The organism is Leucobacter sp. (genome assembly GCF_053528595.1).
In genome coordinates, this window is record NZ_JAIVPF010000041.1 from 44,922 (window position 1) to 64,577 (window position 19,656).

At 63.7% G+C, this 19,656-nt stretch carries 15 protein-coding genes; 1 reads left to right on the top strand and 14 read right to left on the bottom strand.

What is annotated here, in order from left to right:
- Positions 1-11: 11 nt before the first annotated feature.
- The 14 genes from ACWKZU_RS08855 to ACWKZU_RS08920 form a co-directional block, all read right to left on the bottom strand.
- Positions 12-1,208 carry a sensor histidine kinase gene (locus tag ACWKZU_RS08855; protein ID WP_449281960.1) on the bottom strand — a complete coding sequence of 399 codons (1,197 nt, stop codon included), beginning with the start codon at positions 1,206-1,208 and terminating at the stop codon, positions 12-14.
- A 23-nt stretch (positions 1,209-1,231) separates the two neighbouring features.
- Complete coding sequence (locus tag ACWKZU_RS08860) at positions 1,232-1,612, bottom strand: SdpI family protein (RefSeq protein ID WP_449281961.1); 381 nt, start codon at positions 1,610-1,612, stop codon at positions 1,232-1,234.
- A 34-nt stretch (positions 1,613-1,646) separates the two neighbouring features.
- Complete coding sequence (locus tag ACWKZU_RS08865) at positions 1,647-2,396, bottom strand: hypothetical protein (RefSeq protein ID WP_449281962.1); 750 nt, start codon at positions 2,394-2,396, stop codon at positions 1,647-1,649.
- A 70-nt stretch (positions 2,397-2,466) separates the two neighbouring features.
- A complete protein-coding gene (locus tag ACWKZU_RS08870) occupies positions 2,467-3,225 on the bottom strand; it encodes a hypothetical protein (protein ID WP_449281963.1) in 759 nt (252 codons plus the stop codon).
- The gene (locus ACWKZU_RS08875) at positions 3,222-4,142 is read right to left on the bottom strand and encodes an ATP-binding cassette domain-containing protein (RefSeq protein ID WP_449281964.1); all 921 of its coding nucleotides are present in this window, start codon (positions 4,140-4,142) and stop codon (positions 3,222-3,224) included. Before ACWKZU_RS08875 ends, ACWKZU_RS08870 begins: the two co-directional genes overlap by 4 nt.
- A gap of 860 nt (positions 4,143-5,002) precedes the next feature.
- Positions 5,003-7,867 carry a hypothetical protein gene (locus tag ACWKZU_RS08880; RefSeq protein ID WP_449281965.1) on the bottom strand — a complete coding sequence of 955 codons (2,865 nt, stop codon included), beginning with the start codon at positions 7,865-7,867 and terminating at the stop codon, positions 5,003-5,005.
- Positions 7,860-8,276, bottom strand: coding sequence for a hypothetical protein (locus tag ACWKZU_RS08885; RefSeq protein ID WP_449281966.1), 417 nt, complete (start codon positions 8,274-8,276; stop codon positions 7,860-7,862). The genes ACWKZU_RS08880 and ACWKZU_RS08885 overlap by 8 nt, the downstream gene beginning before the upstream one ends.
- Before the next feature lie 254 nt (positions 8,277-8,530).
- Positions 8,531-11,857: a type I restriction endonuclease subunit R gene (locus ACWKZU_RS08890; protein WP_449281967.1), complete on the bottom strand. Its 3,327-nt coding sequence runs from the start codon at positions 11,855-11,857 to the stop codon at positions 8,531-8,533.
- Entirely contained in the window at positions 11,854-13,032 is a 1,179-nt protein-coding gene (locus ACWKZU_RS08895; protein ID WP_449281968.1) for a restriction endonuclease subunit S, read from the bottom strand. Before ACWKZU_RS08895 ends, ACWKZU_RS08890 begins: the two co-directional genes overlap by 4 nt.
- A complete protein-coding gene (locus ACWKZU_RS08900) occupies positions 13,029-14,579 on the bottom strand; it encodes a type I restriction-modification system subunit M (protein ID WP_449281969.1) in 1,551 nt (516 codons plus the stop codon). The genes ACWKZU_RS08895 and ACWKZU_RS08900 overlap by 4 nt, the downstream gene beginning before the upstream one ends.
- On the bottom strand, positions 14,576-15,097 hold the full coding sequence (locus ACWKZU_RS08905) for a hypothetical protein (RefSeq protein ID WP_449281970.1): 522 nt from the start codon (positions 15,095-15,097) through the stop codon (positions 14,576-14,578). Before ACWKZU_RS08905 ends, ACWKZU_RS08900 begins: the two co-directional genes overlap by 4 nt.
- A 194-nt stretch (positions 15,098-15,291) precedes the next feature.
- Positions 15,292-15,738, bottom strand: coding sequence for a hypothetical protein (locus tag ACWKZU_RS08910; RefSeq protein WP_449281971.1), 447 nt, complete (start codon positions 15,736-15,738; stop codon positions 15,292-15,294).
- Between the two features lie 205 nt (positions 15,739-15,943).
- Entirely contained in the window at positions 15,944-16,756 is an 813-nt protein-coding gene (locus ACWKZU_RS08915) for a TIGR04255 family protein (protein WP_449281972.1), read from the bottom strand.
- Positions 16,757-16,822: 66 nt separating this feature from the next.
- Positions 16,823-17,647, bottom strand: a complete 825-nt coding sequence (locus tag ACWKZU_RS08920) for a hypothetical protein (RefSeq protein WP_449281973.1) — start codon at positions 17,645-17,647, stop codon at positions 16,823-16,825.
- 379 nt (positions 17,648-18,026) lie between these two features.
- Between ACWKZU_RS08920 and ACWKZU_RS08925 the strand changes: the two genes are divergently transcribed.
- On the top strand, positions 18,027-19,656 hold a 1,630-nt coding region (locus tag ACWKZU_RS08925), incomplete at its 3' end, for a recombinase family protein (RefSeq protein WP_449281974.1).

A 19,656-nucleotide genomic window follows, 5' to 3' on the forward strand; every position in this document is an offset into this window, starting at 1 on the left:
GTGTCCGTGGATCAGTCATCTCGCCCCCGGTCCCCGCGAGGGTGCAGTACGGCAATGGTGCGCCATCCTCCTCCGTATCGCGGCCCTGACTCTGCATGACCGCCAAACGCACGGGCGCGCTGTTCGATGCCGATGAGTCCGTGGCCTGGAATGTGCGGTGCCACCTTGGGGAGCCCGTCGTCTTCGATTCGAACCTCGATTCGGGCGTTCACGTGCAGGATCGTCACGGTGGCAGCCGAGGGCGCATCCGCGTGACGGAGCGTGTTCGTCAACGATTCCTGCACGATGCGGAAGACCGCCTGCCGCACGGCCACCTCAGCGGGCATCGGGTCGCCGTCGCGGGCGAGCGTCACCGGAAGTCCCGCAGTGCGGAAGCGCTCGACAAGCTCTTCGACGGTCGGGAGATTGTTGCCCGAATGATGCAGGTTCTCGTTCAGACCAGCGTCAGCGGTTCGGAGCATGTCGAGTGTGCGGTGCATGTCATCGAGGGCATCGCGACTGACAACCGCGATCTGCTCCACCGCCGCGTCCGCTTTGGCCGGGTTCCTCTCGCGAATGCTCGCCGCCCCGTTCGCAAGCGACACGATCACCGTCAGGGCGTGCGCGACCACATCATGCATCTCGGCGGCGATCCTCGTTCGTTCGGTGAGCGCGGCGTGGTCGATGCGCTCGTTCACGAGTTCCACGAGTCTCTGTTGCTGATCTCGACGGCTCTTCACGATGACGCCGATCACGAGCGCGATCAACGAGAACGAGTCGAACAGCCCGACCAGCGGCGGCTGCGCCCCGCGCAGGGAGTATGGGAGCGTTGCGAGCACCGTCGCGGCGACACCGATTGCGTACCCGATCGCCGCACGCCCGGTGGACTGCGTCGACGCGACCGCATAGAGCGCGAAGGCGAACGGAATCATCGGGAAGCCCGAGCCGGGCCTCGCCAGTGGGCTGAACGCGCACGCAAGCGCGACCACGATGAGCACCGTGAGCGGCCACCGGCGGCGCAGAAACAACGCGCCAGCGGTGATTGCGAGCAGCGGGTATCCCCACCATCCGAAGTCGTAGGCGCGGTAGAGGAGCGCGGCGAGATGCGGCCCGCAGGCCACCAGCACGACCATGGCATCGACCACGACGGGATGGCGACGCAGCCAGGCGATCGGTTTCACCGGCGGTCGACGCAGATCACCGATCTGCATACTCAACGGTTCAGCCACGCCCCCTCCATCGCCTCACGGTTTCAGTCGTCCTGGTTCCCATTCTCTCGGAGATACGCGGCCAACGAACGGTGCGCAAAGAACCCGCCCGCGATCACCGCCGCGAGCAGCACGACGATGCCGACACCGAGCGCGGACAGCAGTACACCGCCAGCGCCGGCGAGCACTCCGGCGACTGCAAGTATTCCGGCTACGATTAACGCGACTCCGGAGAGAATGATCCACGGCGCGTAGCCACGGTGCGCGGCGTTCCACACAGGGGTGCTGCGCAGCGCGGCGACGGTGCGGTACCCAAGGATCGGGTTTCGGGGGAACCTGCCGTTCCGGCAGGCGACACCCCACCAGAGGACGAGCAGTCCGACCATGATCGCGATCGTCGGGACCATGAGTTCAACAGGATTCATGCGAGCCATTTCCTTCGATTGCAACAGACGAGGTTCAGGCGTCGCGGGTTCTCAGCAGCACGCCGGACAGCACGAGCACGGCAGCAGCCCAGACGGCGAGCACTCCGAAGCCCGCCCAAGGGGTGAGCTGAGCCGCCGTCTCGAAATCAGAGACCAGACGGCGGCCCGCGATCGTCGGCAGATAGTCCACCGCATCCCGCACTCCTGGGATCGACCCGAGTACCGGCGGGAGGACAATCAGAAGCACCAACACTGCGATAAGCGCAGCGACCACATGACGGATGACTGCCGTCAACCCGACGGCGAGGATCGCGATCACCCCCAGATACAGCCCTGACTTCACACTCAAGAGGATGGCCTCGCCAAAGCTGATCTCGTACTGCACTTCGGTGCCGGGCAACACCAGGGCAGAGACGCACAGGGCGATCGCCGAACCGATGATGCCGACGAGGAAACCGGCGACGGCGAGCACGGTGGCCTTCGCGCCCAGCCATGGCAGGCGGGTCGGCAGAGCGAGCAGTGAGAGCCGCACTTGCCCGGAGGTGTACTCGCCCGTAACCGCGAGCACGGCGACGATCGCGACGATGATCTGCGCCCAGAGCACACTGTCGACGAACATCAGCGGCGTCGCGGCGATCTCCTGCCCGGCGAACCTGGGATCGGTGAGTCGGGAGATCATGCCGAGCGAGAGCATGGTGCCGGAACCGGCGATCATCACGACCGGCACGATGAGCAGGATGCGGTTGGACAACAGCGACCACAGCTTCAACGCTTCCGCGTTCATCGCCCCGCTCCAAGCCGGACCAGCCGAGGTCTGCGTGTTTCGACTATTCATCAGGGTTCCTTCTTTCTCCTCACACGTCCCGGGAACGCAGCACCACGGCCGCTGCGATCAGGCACACGACTGCCCAGCCGACGAGAACCAGGCCGCCGCCCCACGGGGTCAGCTCCGAGGTGGGGTTCTCAGCCGCGATCAGCAGACCGCCAGCGGGAGACGGAAGGTAGGGCACGACGTGTTGTATCGGCTCCCACGGGATCAACGTGATCGCCAGCGGCAGCACCCAGATGAACCCGATGACCGTCAGGATGCCTGCAACGAGGTTCCGCACGATCACTCCGATGCCGAGCGAGAGCATCGCGATGCCTGCGAGGTAGACACCGCTGCCGGTCACGAGTTGCACCGCAAGGCTGGTGTCGGCCGCAATGTCGACGCCGCCGATCGCGCCAGCGATCAGCGCGCCGCCAGCGCCGAGCACACCTGCAACAAACGCGGTAACCCCCATCACCACCGCCTTTCCGGCGAGCACCGGCCAGCGCGTTGGCGCGGCCAGAAAGGTCACTCGGCTCATGCCGGACGACCACTCGCTGCACGCGAACACGGCTGCGAGCACTGCGACGAGCATCTGCGCCCAAGATGCCCCGGTGAGGAGTTCCGTAGGCGTCGGTGTCGTCGACTCACTGCTCCGCGCCCACACGAGCAGCACCGCCAAACCCGCGATCAGGAGAAGCGCGACGAACATCGCGAGCGGGTACGAGATCAGGGTGCCGAACTTCACCCACTCCGCCCGCATCACGCGCACCGGCGTCGCCCGCGCCGCGACAGCGAACATCATGACGTGCGCCGACAATCGTCACCGGCACGGTACTCGGCAGCATCGCTCGTGAGCTCTGTGTACGCCTCTTCAAGCGTGCGCTGCACCGGAGCAAGCTCGAGCAACACGATCCCCGCATCCGCCGCTCTCTGAGCGATCTTCTCGACCGGCAGTCCCACGATCTCAGCCGTGGACGCATCGTGAGAAGTCGCGGTGACACCGGACGCGGCGAGCAGCCGCAACAGTTCACCGAGCTGCCCGGTGCGCACCCGCACTCGCTCCTCTTGCGCGGTCAGCTCTGAGAGCAGGGCATCCGCGATGAGTTCGCCCCGCCCGATCACCACGACATGCTCGGCCACGAGGGAGAGTTCGCTCAACAGATGCGAGGAGAGAAACACGGTGCGCCCCTCGCTGGCCATATGCGCGAGCAAGTTCCGCATCCACGTCACACCTTCGGGATCGAGACCGTTCACAGGCTCATCGAGAATCAACGTGTGCGGATCGCCCAACAGGGCGACGGCGATCCCGAGCCGCTGGCTCATTCCGAGCGAGAACTTCCCCGCCTTCCGCTTCGCGACGCTCTCAAGACCAGCAATCCCGATCACCTCGTCGACCCGCTTCCTCGCGATACCGTGCGTCGTCGCGACCGTGCGCAGATGATCGACCGCACGGCGAGATCGATGCGCCGACTTCGCATCCAACAAGGTGCCGACCTCCCGCAGCGGCGCACGCAGGCTCGCATACCGTTGCCCACCGATCAGCGCCTCGCCCGAGGTCGGACGATCCAAACCCACGATCGAACGCATAGTCGTCGATTTCCCAGAGCCGTTCGGCCCGAGAAACCCGGTCACCTTCCCCGCCTGCACCTCGAACGACAGGTCGCGGACAGCCCAGTTCTTCCCATATCGCTTACTCAACGACCGCACCTGAATACTCACAACAACCTCCGGCCTCGCGCAGTGAATCTCGATTCACTTCGACGCTACGGAGCCGTCCAGGAGTTGCGATGCCAACCACGGGTGGAACTTTCGAGGGCATCGACGGTATAGTCCAACGCCTGCACAGGGGGCGGGACCGTGAAGTGGCTCATCGCCGAGCGCAGCGAGCCGCGACCAGGAAAGACCTGACGAAGGCGCTCGACAACCTGTAACCCGGCGCATCGCGGCGGTGTCATCCGCGGGCAATGCGCTAGGTCCTTGGATTCGTGAGGCGGAACGCTCGGTCTAGATGCGCGGCATGAGAGAGTCGAGCCGTTCGACTCCCCCACCACTACCCAAAGCCGCTTCCGGTGACAGCTAATCGACGATATCCCGCATGCAGCGTTTCGTTTCCTATCGGCGAACAAGAACACGCCAGTACTCACGATGCAGGCCGAAACGGCCCCGGAATCGCCGAAAGCCTCCCACTCGCAATGAGTTGGAGGCTTTCCGTGGGTGGACGCAATGGAACGCTGCGGGAACAGGCGACGGCGGGTCGAGAGGCTGGTTTCCGCGTGGAATCAAGGCACTCTCGGGGATGCCGACCTCGCCGGGGAGCCGGACGACCCACTGATCGGCGCGTCAACGGAACCAAAGAAGCGACCTCGAACACGCCTCACGGACGAGGAAGTGGGCGCTATGCGAACAGCCCGAGCTGGCGGGATCAGCGTGAAGGCGCTCGCGAAGCGGTTCGGGGTTCACCGCGGCACCGTTTGGGCCCGAACCCGAAGCTCTGAGATTGAGAACAGGCAGAGCCAGTTAGGTTCTCATTTCCAAGACTTCACGCCGCTCGAGCCAACCGAGTAGAGAGTGCGCCATGGTCAGGGAGCCTGATCGTTGATCTCTGGCACCTGCCCGAGGATCGCCTCGACCCGCCGTTCGAGATCAATCTCCCCTCGCTCACCCATACGGTTCATCAGAGATCGCGCATCGGATCGGAGCTGGGCGTCGGACGTCCTGAGACCTGCAGCGATTACCGGTGCGAGCGAGTGTGTCCGCAGGTCGTAGTGGTCGAGGCCTGATGTTTCGGCGGGGGCAAGGAGCATGGTCAGCGCGTCAAGTGCGACCCGTGGAAGCTCGTCGGCCGCAGCGGCCAGTTGCTCGCCGATCATCCCTTGCGTTTCCAGCTCGCCATCCAACTCAAGCGCCTCCACCAGCCTAGGGAGCCACCATGACGCCGGGAACTTCTCACTCCGGATGAACCAGTAGAAGTCCTTGAGTTCAGCCTTGTCCTCCGGATGTGCCTTGACGTGGAGAACCCGCTCGTCCCAAAGGTCAGCAAGTCGGTCACGAATGACGTCATCGACTACCTCGGCGTGCATAAATGACCACGCCGTATGCCCGATCGCGTCGCCGCGAGTCTCGGGGTCGGCTCGCGCGTAGAACTCAGTTCGTAGCGGGTCGTCGTCGCCGATGTGCCCTCGAATGATCGCTTCAATCACCCACTGGCCGATCCGTTGCTGCGGAGAGACATCACTACCCCACCCGATCGCGATCTGTTCGGCGTTGTTGATCGCGGCAACCATCGGATCCGAGAGGAGTCGATAGAGATCCGGGTGGTAGTAGTGCATGGCGATCGCTGTTGTCACCGCGATCTGTTGGTTCCGATCGAGCGCCGAGTGCGTGCCGAAGTAGGTGGGAAAGTTCTCCACGAGCCAGCCGTGAGCATGGTTGAAGAGTCTTCCGAGCCCCTCGCCGAGGACTGCACGCGAGGCCCCCCGAGGGTCTTCTAGCGCGAGCTGTTCGCGGAGTGCTGCGAGGGCTGGGGAGTGCCATTGGCGATCCTCACCGAGGCCAACGAGGTTGACCAGTCCTCGGAGCAAGATGGGCCACTTCCAGTTCACCGAGACCATAAGCGGGTCCCATCCGGACTCCTCGCCAAGTGTGCCGATGTACTCACTCCATACGGCGGTTCCGGACGCGGCGCCCAAGAGTTGACTCGCGAGTTGGCCCAGTTGCTCGTAGGGAAGCTTCGTAACCGAGGCATCTGAAGCCAAGTGGGCCAGGAATCGGATCGCAACCTTCTTTGCCTCGGTGAAGTCGGGATCGTCATCGAAGCGTCCGCCCTCAACCGGGAAATCGGACTCATCGGAGTGATCGAGGATATCCCCGATGAGAATCAGCACTTCCGTCCAAGGAAGGTCAAGTTCGGCCTTGAGCGCTCCCTCCCAGCCGCTGAGGACGGCCCGCAAGTAGGTCGGGCGCAGTCGCTGGACGAGGTCTCGCTGTCCAGCCAATGCCTGCGGCTTGCTGGTGATGACTGCCTCAAGCACTCTCGCCTGTCCCTCGTGGGACGGCTTGGGGCCCCAGCCGTCGCCCTCGTCATGCCAGCCTTCCAACTGGGCCACGAGTTCCATCGGCGCCAGGGCTGCCATCTCCTCCTGAGGCATCGGGCTGTTCGGACCGGTCCAGCCCGAGGTCTGGAATGTGGGACGCATGGGATCGTCGACGATGCCGTCTTCAGCGTCTAGCGCGTCCAGTTGCTCCCGGAGGGCGCCCGGGAGGAGTTCTCGCCCAACACCGGTCAACACGCGGTGCTGCCAACGCCTGTCCCATTGTGCGATCTGGTTGTGAATCTCTTCATCTGACTCACCCTGGTCACGCAGGTTGCGCGTGATTCGCGCTGCTGCGTGCTCCGTGACGTGACCTGATGCCAGCACGCCTTCCAGTGGGTCAAGTTCAGCGGGAGACACAGTGCCCAGCGCGCGGAGGAGCCTGATGAAGTCCGAGACAGCGAGTTGGTCGCGGGACTTGGCGTCCAGCATGAGTTCGCGTGCAACTGAGACCAGCTCGGCGTTCACAGTCTCATCAGCCGCCTGGCGCTCAAGTACTTCCGCGACTGCATAGAGCGAGATGCGGCGCACGATGAGGATCGGGTTCCTGTTGAGTGCCGCCCATGCCGTAAGTGGTTCCCTCGCCAGTTGCTCGATTGCCGCGTCGCGCACGGCGTCGATCAGCGCATCCTGAACCTCGTGGTAGTTGTTCCGCCTCCGGGCGATCTCAGAGCGTCCAAAGCCGCTGTGGTCGTAGTCTTCTCCGATGCTGCGTTCGTTCTCTTCGTGGAGGGTGAGCCAAGGAAGGATGGTCTTCAACGCGTTCTCCCCGAGGGCACGGGTCACCCTCGGAAGCTCGCGTGAATACCAATGTGCCTTCAACTCGGTCACCGGGTCACTATCGGTCCTCGCATCCTTCGTTGGCCGGAACAACTTGTTGGCGAACGAAACGCCGAACTTTGTTTCGCCGCCGTCCAGCAGGTTGACAGCGAATGACACGAGATCCCGTGGGTCGGTGCGCCACCCGTAGCCGCTGTCCTCCCAGTCATCTATGACCGGCTTCAGTCTTGCTGCGATCGCCGAAGGCATGCGGGAGCCCGCAGAGAATACGATTCGGCGGACCCAGGGGTTGCTGCTACCTGCAAGGGCACCTAGAACTTCGGCAACCTCGGCCGGAACATGCTCCGCCATCGCATCCAGGTAGCTAGCTTCAGGCCAGTACCTCTCGCGAACAGTGCCGTCGCTTCCGACCTCTGGTTGGGGCGGGCTGTTGAACGCTCCAGCGTCAGCGAGCGGCTTGACCCAGAGCGGATTCTTGAGGCCTTCGTAGAAGGCTCGGCGGAGTTGGAAGGACGTCAACCTGCGCAGCGCCGCTTGAATCTGCTCTTCGGTTGGAGCCTGGTACTCAGCCACCGACCTCGCCTCCCTCGTTGAGTTGATTGGCCTCGGCGAGCAGGTCCTCGATCGCGTGCAGGCTGTCGAAGAACTCGGCTCTGATGCCGTCCATTAGAGTCTCGGCCAGATCGATCCGCTGCCTCAGATCGTCGTCGGAAGGGATTGACTCTGGGTCGCTCTGCTCGTCGTGGAGGTGCGCCCACTTCACGAAGAAGTCCGTTATGTCCCTCCACTCACGGACCGCCGGATGATTGGTATTTCCGTCATCGGTGAGTAGCGCGGCCACATTGGCCGCTACTCGGCCGTCCTCGGCCGCGGCAGCCCTGACCAGTTCATCGAGAAGAGCCGCCAACTCTTGCGGAACGGGAACGTTCTCGACCTCTTGGAGGAGATCAAGATTCGGAAAGCGCGCAACGAGCGCCGGCAACTTCCGTACGTGGGTCGAACTCCTTGGGCCACCACTCGCAGCTCCAGCGATCCCGAGGGCACTTGGAAGGCGATTCATAATTTCGCGCATTGAGTGACAGATGTGCGAGACGCGAGTCCGTTCATCGCCTGGCTTCGAGGCACTGGCAAGCAGTTCACGAGCCGCCCGGTACATGCTCGCCAGGTCTGGGCGCTTCTCTTCCAGCCAGTCCGTGATTCGCGCTTGGCGATCTTTAGACGTCGACACTAGTCCGCTCAAGGCTCATGGTCCGCCCCTAACTCAGCGACTACCCGCGCCGCGAACTCTGGGTCGGCGTGGATGCGGGCGACGACATCGTCGGCGACCTTGTTCACGTCGATCGGACCGTTGTACTCAACGTTCACGCCGTGGCTCGGGTAGACGTAGTCAACGCGCAGCGAGTAGGCGCTCTCACCGTTGTCACCGTAGGCGGTAAGGACGTGATCGAAGACGAGCTGTACCTTCGTGTGGAAAATGTCAACGGTGTACGGGGTCTCCGGCAGGCTCCGGTCAAGGACGCGACGGATCGTGCTGTTGACGTCATTCGTGGTGGCAACTTTGCGCCGCCAGTCCTGCACAAGCTTCTCACGGAGGTGCTCCAGCAGCTGCTTGGCGCTGGCCTTGACGGCCTCCCGCTCTGCAGCGGTCAAGACGGGGTCAGGCTGAGTTAGCAGGTCAAAGATCGAGAGCTCTTCCTCAGTCATGCCCTCTCGAACGGCCCGTTCTTCCTCGGCGGTCAGTGTCTGGGACAGTTCAATGAGACGGCGCAGATACTCGTCGATGTTTACGCTGCCTGCGTTGTAGTCCTCGATGAGCTGTTCAATGCGTTCGACAAGCTCGTAGCGCGTGGGGTTCCGCAGAGCGGCCCTGATCGCCTGTTGACGGAGCAACTGCGCGAGGCGATCAGTTTCGGCGCGCCGCCGGCCTGCGAATTTAGCGGCGAGTCCGTCGAAGTCGATGAGCGACAGGTCGATCAGCGGGTCGGGGTTGGTGCCTTCGGCTGCAGCCCGGATGATGTACTCCTCTGCACCGACCGAACGGTCGAGCAGCGCGTCAACCGCGTCGGCTACTGCCGAGATGTCAGCCTCGGGCGGGCGTGTGACTTCGACGATGCGCTCGTGGAGCACGCGGATCGCGGCGACGGTGCGCTGCTGAGCCGCGGCCTTCGGGTTCGGCAGGAGCGCTTTGAAGAGCTTGCGCACTTGCCGTGCCTTGCCGGTGAAGTCGTTGCGGGTCTCCTCATCGACCAGCAGCGCCTCGACCGCAGCGTCGCGTTTGGCGATGTGGTCGAAACCTTCCGCGTCGCGCATCGCCAGGAGGTCAACACCGGCATTCGTACAGAACGAGGTCAGCTCGGCCACCGCAGCGTTCAACTCGCCCGCGAGTGCGTCGATGATCTCGATGGGCGACTCGCCCGCGCTCGCGGCCCCGTAGACGGCGAGGGCCTTCTCCAGGTTTCTGAAGACGCCGACGTAATCGACAATCAGCCCGTTGTCCTTCTCTGGGAAGACGCGATTGGCGCGGGCGATGGTCTGCATCAGGGTGTGGTTCTTCATCGGCCGGTCGAGATATACGGTCGAGACGCTGGGGGCATCGAAGCCGGTCATCCACATGGCGCAGACAAAGACGAGCCGCAAAGGGTCAGAGGCGTCTTTGAACTTCTCGGCGAGGTCTTCGCGGTTCATACGCTCGCGATGGGGGCGGATGTCGAGGCCCTGGTCGTCGAGCGTCTTCAGCTCGTTCTGGCTCTGCGAGACGACCACCGCCATGTCGGTGGTCTCCATCAACTCGATGCGTGAGGCGAGCCAGGGGCGCTCCAGCTCCGGTAGCGCATCGTGCTCGGCACGCAGTTCGGCCAGATGCTCCGCCCACGCCTCCTGCACCAGGGCATACATGCGCACGGCGGCGGCCTTGTCGAGGCCGACGTACATTGCCTTGCCCGCGAAGCCTCGCCCGACGAAGTGCCGCACCAGATCGGATGCGATGGTCTTCAGCCGCTCAGGTCGCGTGAGCAGGGTGTATTGGGTGCCGAACTCGCGCGCCAGCGCGCCCTCGGCGTCTTCATCCAACTCGGCTGCTTCGAGGAGTGAGTCGAGTTCGTCGGAGAAGTTCTCGTTGACCAGTTGCAGCTCAGGGATGCGGTTCTCGTAGTAGAGCGGCACGGTCGCGCCGTCTTCGATGGCATCGCGGAAGTTGTAGATGCTGACGTACTCGCCGAACTGCTCCCGGGTTGCCTGCTCTTCACCCGCGATCAGCGGCGTACCGGTGAAGCCCATCATCGACGCGTTCGGCAGCGCCCGGCGCATGTTCAACGCCAGGGTGTCGTATTGACTGCGGTGCGCCTCGTCGGTGATGACGATGATGTCCGAGCGCTCCGAGAGCACCGGCATCTCCCGCTCCCCCGCAGCCTTGGACGGCTGGAACTTCTGGATCAGCGTGAACACGTAGCGGTGATCGGCGGCGAGCAGCTCGCGAAGATGAGCGATGGATGCCGCGTGAACCCGCGCCTCCGGCGGCACCGCCCCGGCATCAGCGAACTCGCCGTGAAGCTGGGTATCGAGCTCGGTGCGGTCGGTGACCATAACGAACGTCCACTTGCCCGCAATCTGGCGCAGCACCTTCTGCGTGAACCACAGCATCGACAGCGACTTGCCCGACCCCTGGGTGTGCCAGAACACACCGAGGCGCTTGTCCTGCTCTGCACGAGCCCGGCGCAGGTTTTCGATGGCCGAGTTCACGCCGAGGTACTGGTGCGAGCGGGCGACGTTCTTGATGAGACCGCCCGGACGCTCCAGGTACGCGACGAAGTTCTCGAACAGGTCGAGCAGGATCGCGGGGTCACACGTGCCCCGAAGTGCGGTCTCCAACGCGACCGCACCACGAGTGCCCGCGGCATCGATAACCTTCCAGTCGCCGAAGAACTCCCACGGCGAGTACGTCGCCCCGACCTTCGCCTCACTGCCGTTGGAGAGCAGGACGAAGCAGTTCGGGATGAACAACTGCGGGATGGTGTCACGGTAGTCGGTCAGGTTGTCGTCGTACGCCGACTTCAGCGCGACGCCCGGCTCCTTGAACTCCATCAACACCAAGGGCACACCGTTGACGAACAGGGCGACATCGAGACGGCGGGAGTGCAAGTGGCCCTTGACCCACATCTGCTGTACCGCCAGCAGATCGCTATTGGAGGGGTCCTTCAGGTCCAGGTAGCGCAGCGTCTCGATCCGCTTCTCACCTTGATCGTCCAGCCACTCCGCGCGGTAGCCGTCACGCAGCAGGTCGTAGACCTCACGGTTCGCACGCACCCGATCCATGGCCGAGCGATCCTTGATGAGCACCTCAATGGCCTCGTTGATCGAAGCATCGGGCACATCGGCGTCGTTGAGTCTGCGCATCGCAAACCGCAGGCGATGGGTGAGCACGACGTCGTGCTGGGAGTCGCGACCGAGCGTGCCCTGGGGACCCAGCGTCTCCTGGAAGGCATCAACCTGCGTCCACCCGAGCTGGCCGAGCAGCTCCATGCTCGGCTTCTCGACATACGCGAACTCCGGACCCGACGGCGTCATGACCCGACACCCTCCGCCACCAGCGCATCCAGGTCGAGCGCCGACACGTCGATCTGTCCCGTCACGAGTTTCGGCAGGAGTAGATCGCGCAACGACCCGAGGCGATCACTTTGCCTCGTGAGAGCCGAGGCTTCTGCTCCCAGCGGATCGACGGTGCCTTGGTAGCTGTCGAGCAGGTCAGTCGGCGGGATCAGGAAGGGCCTTGCGTAGACACCATCTCGACTCAGACCAGGAACGGCTGCGTGAGTATTGGTGAACTCAGTGCGACGCAACTGCTCGACAACGAATCTGAGAGGAAGGCTGGTAACGACGTAGTACGCAGTGTCGATAGGCCAGCAAGGGCCATCAACCCAATGGACACTTCCGACGTTCCCCTTACGCCCGACGACCACAGCTGGGCCACCGACAAGCGACTCGTCATGCCAACCGACAATCCCGGCGGAACTAACCACGGCGATCTCTCCGCCGCGTCGAGTATCTGCCTTCAGAGCCTTGCCGTACTTGAGTTCGAGCGCATCGCCAACCGTTCCCGCAAACCACTCCTCGGGGATCGGGCCAAGGGTGGAGTCGACGATGGGAACGTCTTCGTGTCCGGGGTAGCGGAACTTCACGAACCACTCACGGTAGATGGCGCGCACCATCTCCTCCAGCACCGCCACCCGCCGCCGGTTGTTCTCGATCAGGTCATCGATACATCCCAAGACTTCGCCGATGCGAGACTGCGTTGCGAAGTCAGGCACGTTTACGAGGAGTTTTGAGAACGCCGACTTGTTGATAATAGGGGTCGCTGCGCCGCTTGCGGCCTGCGCGATGCGTGGTGCGGCGTGCCTGAGCAAATAGTAGACAAACCGGGCATCCGTCTTATCGCCCGGAATCACAGTGTTGACCTGCTGGTTTGTCACCGACTCGGACGGCAGTAGGCATACCTTCCCGATCGTGGCACCAATGCACACGAACGCCACCGAATCCCTTGGAACCAGCCGCGCTCTAAGGCCGCCTCGGCCCTCGTCAGAGAGCCATCTCTCCGGTCGCGGTCGACGATCCCCTTCGGTCATGTCGCTGGGGGTCACGAACGGCGTTGAGTCGCCGAACCACCCCGGGTTGCGCGACGGCGGGGTGCTTCCGGTCACGACCCTGCCGAGATCGGCGATCGTCCTCGTTCGCCAGTCGCTCATACGTCGAGAATCCCTTGGACTGCGGCATCGACCTTGGCACGGAGGCCGTCCGCTTCGTTGCTGAGGAGCGTGAACTCCTCGTACAGCTCTTCGAGCTTCACGGCGAAGTCCTCGTCATCCTCAGTGACGACGGCTGAGCCGGTGTAGCGGCCGGGGTTGAGACTCCAGCCTTGGGCTTCGATCTCGGCGCGGGTGGCAACTTTGCAGAGGCCGGCGACGTCGACGTACTTCCCGTCAGGGAAGTTCTCTTTAAGGAGCACTTCGCTGCCGGCAATGGTCTCGACATCCTCGCCCCGGTAGAGGCGAACGATGTTGGCGAGGAACTCGATCTGTTCGGGTGTGAAGTCCCGGTGAGCGCGATCGATCTGGTTGTAGATGTGCCGGGCGTCGATGAACAGCACCGTGTCTTCGCGCGAGGTGCCCATCTTGGCCTTGTCGAGGAACCACAGCGTCACCGGCAGGGTGACCGTGTAGAAGAAGTTGGAGCTGATCGCGACCATCACGTCGACCGCGCCGGACTCGACGAGCTGCTTGCGTATTTCTTTTTCGGAATGCCCGGCGTCGCCCGCGCTGTTCGCCATCACGAATCCGGCGCGACCCTTCGGCGCGAGGGCCGCGTAGAACTGCTGAATCCACAGATAATTGCCGTTGTCAGCCTTGGGTAGACCGAACGGGAAGCGGCGGTCACCCGCGAGCTGATCCTTCTTGATCTTGTCGACGTTGAACGGCGGGTTGGCCATCACGTAGTCGAACGCGCCGACCGCACGGTGGGGGTCTTCGTAGTAGCTGTTGGCCTGGCGGATGTCACCGGAGAGCCCGTGGAGGGCGAGGTTCATCTTGGCCAGTGGCACGGTGTCTTCGGTCTTCTCGGTTCCGAAGACCGAGAGCTTACGGGTCGCCGATTCGTGGTGACGTTCGACGAACTTCGCGCACTGCACGAACATGCCACCCGAGCCACAGGCCGGGTCGAACACGCGGCCTTGGAAGGGTTCCAGAATCTCGACGATCAGCCGGACGATCGAGTAGGGGGTGAAGTACTCGCCGCCGCCCTTGCCCTCCTGGGCGGCGAAGTTGGAGAGGAAGTCCTCGTAGATGAACCCGAACGCGTCGCCTTCGAGCTGTGTCGGCAGCGGCGCGAAGAGGCGGAGCAGTTCGATCAGTGTCGGGCGTTCCAGCTTCTGGTAGCCGCGGGGCAGGATGTCTTTCAGTTCGGGGTTGGTCGCCTCGATGGCCTTGATCGCGTCATCCACGGCCTTGCCGATGTCATCGCCCTCAGGAAGCCTGACCAAGTACGAGAGCCTCGACTCGTCGGGGACGTAGAGCACGGACTTGGCCTTGTAGTCGGCGACGGTCACGGGGTTCCGTGCGGATGCCCGCGACTCGACATCTGCTCGGATCGCTTCGAAGCGGTTCTCGGCGTAGGCGAGAAAGACCAGCCCGAGCACCGGGTCGCGGTACTGCACAGGCGTCAGCTTCGAGTTCGCGCGTAGCTCGTCGGCCGCGGCCCACAGGGTGGCGCGCACCTTGGCGAGGTCTGTCGTTCTCAAACGCGGTTCCGTTCTCTCAGTTCCTGGCGCATCGCGCGGCGGATCATGCTGTGGGACTGCGGGTTCTTCAGCAGTTCCTGATGGGTGGAGCCATCCCGATCGGCACGCAGCCAATCCAAGCAAGCCTGAGTCGCCGCCCGAAGATCGGCGCCGATCGCCTCGTCGCACCACTCCTCGATCAGATCCGCTTCCTCGTAGAAAGCAGCGGTCTGCTCGTGGAACGTCTGCGTGGGAACCACGACACGCGAGCTGTAGTGCACCCAACGCTGAAGAAGGAGATTCACTCCGAACGGCGACAGAGAGGCGACTCGCGAGGCCAGCAGGTCGGGCGCCACCGTATAGAGGTTGTCGAAGTTCGCCGCCTGGTGCTGGCTCTGGCTCGCTACGTCGGGGCGGATGTCAGGCAGCGGCATCAGGTTGTAGTTGCCGCCCACCCAACCCGGCTCGTCGATCTCCTTGCGGTTTGTCACCTCGGCAACAAGGACCTGCCAGGCAAGGTCGACGCCGTTCGTCCGCATGGAGCAAGGATGTTGGAGGACGACAACGGAACGCGCTTTCGTCCTACCTGTTGACCCCGGGAGTTGCACGCCGGTGAACACGTCACCGGTGAAGATGGGTCGGGTCGTCGAGACCTCGTCGCCACGCGCACGGTAGAGGGCATCCCAGTCCGGGACACCCTCTACGTACGGGGATTCGAGGTCGTGACTCAAGATCAACCCTTCATGCGGATCGATCGGTTGCCGTCGCCCGCTTCGAAGACCTCGAAATCTGATCGGTACCGTTCGCGCCAGTCGGGATCGAACTCCGACAGCAGTGCTTCTGGGTCCACATGACCGCTCGCGAACTCGAACACGAGGTCAGCGCGATTGGCTGCGTAGAGCACGATGGGCGTGACAGGGGCAGACGAGGAGAGCGGCATCTCGAACCAGGAGGCGATCTCGTCGACCATATAGTGGCTGGTGATTAGGTCGCAGGCCGCAAGGAGGCTGGCGATTCGAATGCGGCTGTCACCCGAAGCCTTCTCGCCCTTTCGCCACTTCTGCACGGCGGGCACGCTCACGCCGACCATCCGTGCGATGTCACGCCAGGCAAACCCGAGATCAGCCAACTCTGTGAGCATCGACGTCACACTGGCCCGGCCGCGCTCAGCTGCCGCCATGCGCCACTCATCCTCGTGAGTGCGCTTGTGGAGGTCGTCTACGTCGTCGTGGAGCGCGCGAGCCACGCTTCGGATTCCGCCAACTTCCGTCGTCAGACGAGGAGGCGTAAGTCGAGTCTCCGTCAGGTTCCGACTGAACGTGGTGTCGCCCGCGGTGGCACGCGATCCCAGCGCCGACTCAACAGCGGCGTTCCGCACCAAGGTGTCAGCCATTTCGCAACACTTCCTCTCGTAGTCGATCTGTGATCACACTCTCGAAGACTCCACGCACCGGCTCATGTAGTGCGTCCGCCTGACGCAGGATGAAGTCCACGTCAAACTCCGGCACCTCGTCGGCCGCTTGCCAAAAGCTGTCGATGTCCAGCTTGAACAGTGGCCCCGGAGGAGGCAACGGACGGCGCAGCTCGGGAGTCGATTGCACGGCGTAGTCGCTCTGTGCGCCGTACCTCAGCACCAGCGCATGATCACTGCCACCGGAAAACACGAAGACACCTTCGTTCACCACCGGCGCAAGCCCCAACTCCGCACCGACATGCACGGGTCCGAGTAGCGAAGCATCCACCCACTGGCCCCAGTCTGGCGCGCTGCCACCGTTCTCAGCGGGAACCCTGATCTCGTCGATGTACCGGAGCCCGATCCGTTCGACTCCGACCGGGGCCGCAACGGTCAGGCGAGTCTGGAGCACGACGTCGAGCAACTCACGCATCCTGTCGTAGCTGCCGTAGTCGGTGGTCTCGATCACGAGGCTGTCTGATCGGACGGACAGTGCCGTTCGTTTGTCGCGGCTCGTCCACCTCGGGAAGCTGCTGACGACCTGTTGCTGGGTGGGCGGACCGTCCGGCCCTGCCTGCACGGTGACGGAGACCTCGTTCATCTCACTCGGGAGGGGGAGCATCTGCTTGATCCGCGCGGACACCTCCGCCACCTGCTTGCGGTCAAGTGGCTCGCACGGCGGGTGCCGCACCTCGATCGCCATCAGGACGATAGGTGCGCTCGGGTAAATCTCTCGCTCCCTCACACCAACGATCTTACCAGTGCTGCAACCAGAACAACAACCAAACGTGATCGGTAGTCACGCGCAAGACTACGGCACACGAGGAGGTTCCTCCGGGTCCTGCCGGGTGAAGCGTTGCAGGTGACGTCGGACCCCGTTCGCCAACCAGGGTTCCTCCTCAGCTGACTCGGAAGGGTCCGGTAGATCGTAGCTTGCGGCGCGTTTGACGACGGCTTCGTAGAGCACTTCGACGTTGTTGTAGAGGTCCCAGAACCTCGGCTGGTCGAGGCTGAACGCGGGGTCCTCGCCTCCTCGGACAGCGTCGATGAGTGCCCAGATCACGTTCACAAGCGCGTCGTCGTTGGCGAAGACCTCGCGGATGCACTCGCTTCGCGGGTGGGGCACTTCGATGCGGCGCTCTCTGACCTCGGTGACGACGCGCTCGACGACCTGGACCTTGACTGCTCCGTCGCGGTGGGCGCGGCGGTCTTCGTACGCAGCCTTGCGGCAGGCTGGTGAACAGTAGATACGCGGCCTGCCTGTTGGCTTCACATCCTTGAGCTTGCTGCCGCAGCGCGCGCACTTCGTGGGCAGCTCCACGGTACGTCCGATTCGAGTAGTGCGGTCAAGACGTCGTTGCCTGGCCTTATGCAGTTCGCGGAGCCGTGCCGCTTCGTGTGGGCGAAGCTCGCTCAGGAGCACGATCAGGCGTTGCTCCATCGCCCGCTGCCCTGGCCTCCCAAGCTCGTCGCTCTCGACGGCGAAGAACCGGTCGAGTACCTGGTTGTTCAGTGTGGGGATCGCTGCCGTGGCTTCGAGGAGTTCGGCTTCGTCACCAGATTCGAGCGCGGCAAGCCATCGCCGGTAGCGGGCATCGAACTCCGCCTCGTCGGGATCGTAGCGTTTGAGAGCCATGCTTCACGGTACGCCTGTTTCGTCACCGACGTAAGTAGCGAATCCTTGATCTGCAAGACGCGTGTCATCTCTGTGAGGAGCGATCAGGGAGCGAGTTTTCGTTCATCGTACGGGTGGGTGTGCACCTCTCCTTCATGGCTGGCGAGACGAGGAATCTGAGGCTGCGGGTGACGCGGCGGGATGAGCCTGACCTGGGCAAGCTCATCGAGTGGGTACTCGGCATCGCGGAGGCCCGACACCGGGCGTGGGTCGTGGGCGAGCCCGACCCCTACGGCCTCCCACCGCCGGGTGACCTCGCCGAGTCGCCTTCGACTCTTCGTTCTGTCAGGGGTGCGCGAGAGAATCGAGACCAAGCACCACCCTGGCAAGGAGGCCCACCATGAGCAGCACCGTCACCACTGACGCCAGCACTGAGGCGGAGGCTCCGGCGCTGCTCGCGGTGTCCTACCTCCGCGTCTCCACCCGCGAGCAGGCCAAGCGCGGCGGCACCGAGGAAGGCTTCTCGATCCCTGCGCAGCGCGAAGCCAATGCAAGGAAGGCAGCCGAGCTGGGAGCGCTGGTTGTGCGCGAGTTCGTGGATGCCGGAGAATCGGCGCGGTCGGCGGATCGTGACGGCCTGCAGGAGATGCTGACATTCATCACCGCAACTCGCGTGCAGTTCTGCATCGTCCACAAGCTCGACCGGCTCGCCCGCAACCGCGCCGACGACGTGAAGATTCACGAAGCCCTCCTCGCCGCAGGCGTCACCTTGGTGTCGGCAACGGAGTCCATCGACCAGACGCCCTCGGGGATGCTGGTACACGGCATCATGTCGTCCATCGCGGAGTTCTACAGTCGCAACCTCGCCACCGAGGTCACCAAGGGCCTCACCCAGAAGCTCGCCCAGGGTGGAACGCCGATGCGTGCCCCGGTCGGGTATCTCAACGTCCGCAAGAGCGACGAGCAAGGCCGCGAGATACGCACCATCGAGGTCGATCCCGAGCGGGCACCGTTGATTCGGTGGGCGTTCGAGACCTACGCGACCGGCGAGACCTCCGTCACCGGACTACTACGCGACCTCACCGCACGCGGGTTAACGACGGTTCCGTCGCCGAAGCGTCCGTCGAAGCCGTTGGGGAAGAACACGCTTTACAAGCTGCTGACGAACCCGTACTACGCGGGAGTGATCCGCTACAAGGGCGCGCTGCATCCCGGTTCGCACGAGCCACTGATTGAGCCTGCGCTGTTTGACCAAGTGCAATCGCTGTTAAAGGCGCGCAACGCGAGGATGACGCGGCACGTCACGCACGCGCACCATCTGAAAGGGCTGTTGCACTGCGGGTCGTGCGGGTCGCGGATGCTGCTGGACTTCGCAACGAACCCGCGCGGCACGACCTACGCCTATTTCATCTGCTCCGGCCGCGCCGCGAAGAAGACCACCTGTACCCGCCGTGCGGTGCCCGTCCAGGTTGCCGAACAGCTGGTCGAGGACTCCTACCGCGACATCACGATCAGCGAGGCCGACTATCGGCATCTCGCCGCCGAGGTCGATGCCGCGTTCGATGAGCAGAGCGCCAGTCGGGATCAGGAGTTCGCCGACCTCACGGCCAACCGAGCCAGGCTCGAAGCAGAGAGTGACAAGCTCCTCGCGGCACACTTCGCCGATGCCATCGACCTGCCGACGTTGAAGCGGCACCAAGACCGCATCCGCGCGGGTCTCGCCGACATCGAGCAACGCCTCAGCGAGCACGACGAACACCACACCGGCGCGCGGGCCTTCCTCCACGACAGCCTTCGCCTGCTCACCGACGCGCACCGCGCTTACGCGCGCTCTGACGACGGGAACCGGAGGCTCGCGAACCAGGCGTTCTACACGCGGTTGGAGATCACCGACGACGAGCAGCTACGCCCACGCCTCGCCGAACCGTTCGCCACCATCGTGAACCAGGCGACCGGAGGCAAGGAAGCCAAACGGGAACACTCAACATCTTCCGATGTCGTGTGTTCCCGTAAGACACTTTGGGTGGATC

What these genes read in the sequence shown, in the direction of transcription:
- ACWKZU_RS08870 (WP_449281963.1), bottom strand. Translation starts at nt 3,225, where the DNA reads ATGATGTTCGCTGTCGCGGCGCGGGCGACGCCGGTGCGCGTGATGCGG.
- ACWKZU_RS08865 (WP_449281962.1), bottom strand. Translation starts at nt 2,396, where the DNA reads ATGAACGCGGAAGCGTTGAAGCTGTGGTCGCTGTTGTCCAACCGCATC.
- ACWKZU_RS08860 (WP_449281961.1), bottom strand. Translation starts at nt 1,612, where the DNA reads ATGAATCCTGTTGAACTCATGGTCCCGACGATCGCGATCATGGTCGGA.
- ACWKZU_RS08890 (WP_449281967.1), bottom strand. Translation starts at nt 11,857, where the DNA reads ATGACGCCGTCGGGTCCGGAGTTCGCGTATGTCGAGAAGCCGAGCATG.
- ACWKZU_RS08895 (WP_449281968.1), bottom strand. Translation starts at nt 13,032, where the DNA reads ATGAGCGACTGGCGAACGAGGACGATCGCCGATCTCGGCAGGGTCGTG.
- ACWKZU_RS08910 (WP_449281971.1), bottom strand. Translation starts at nt 15,738, where the DNA reads ATGGCGGCAGCTGAGCGCGGCCGGGCCAGTGTGACGTCGATGCTCACA.
- ACWKZU_RS08920 (WP_449281973.1), bottom strand. Translation starts at nt 17,647, where the DNA reads ATGGCTCTCAAACGCTACGATCCCGACGAGGCGGAGTTCGATGCCCGC.
- ACWKZU_RS08905 (WP_449281970.1), bottom strand. Translation starts at nt 15,097, where the DNA reads ATGCGGACGAACGGCGTCGACCTTGCCTGGCAGGTCCTTGTTGCCGAG.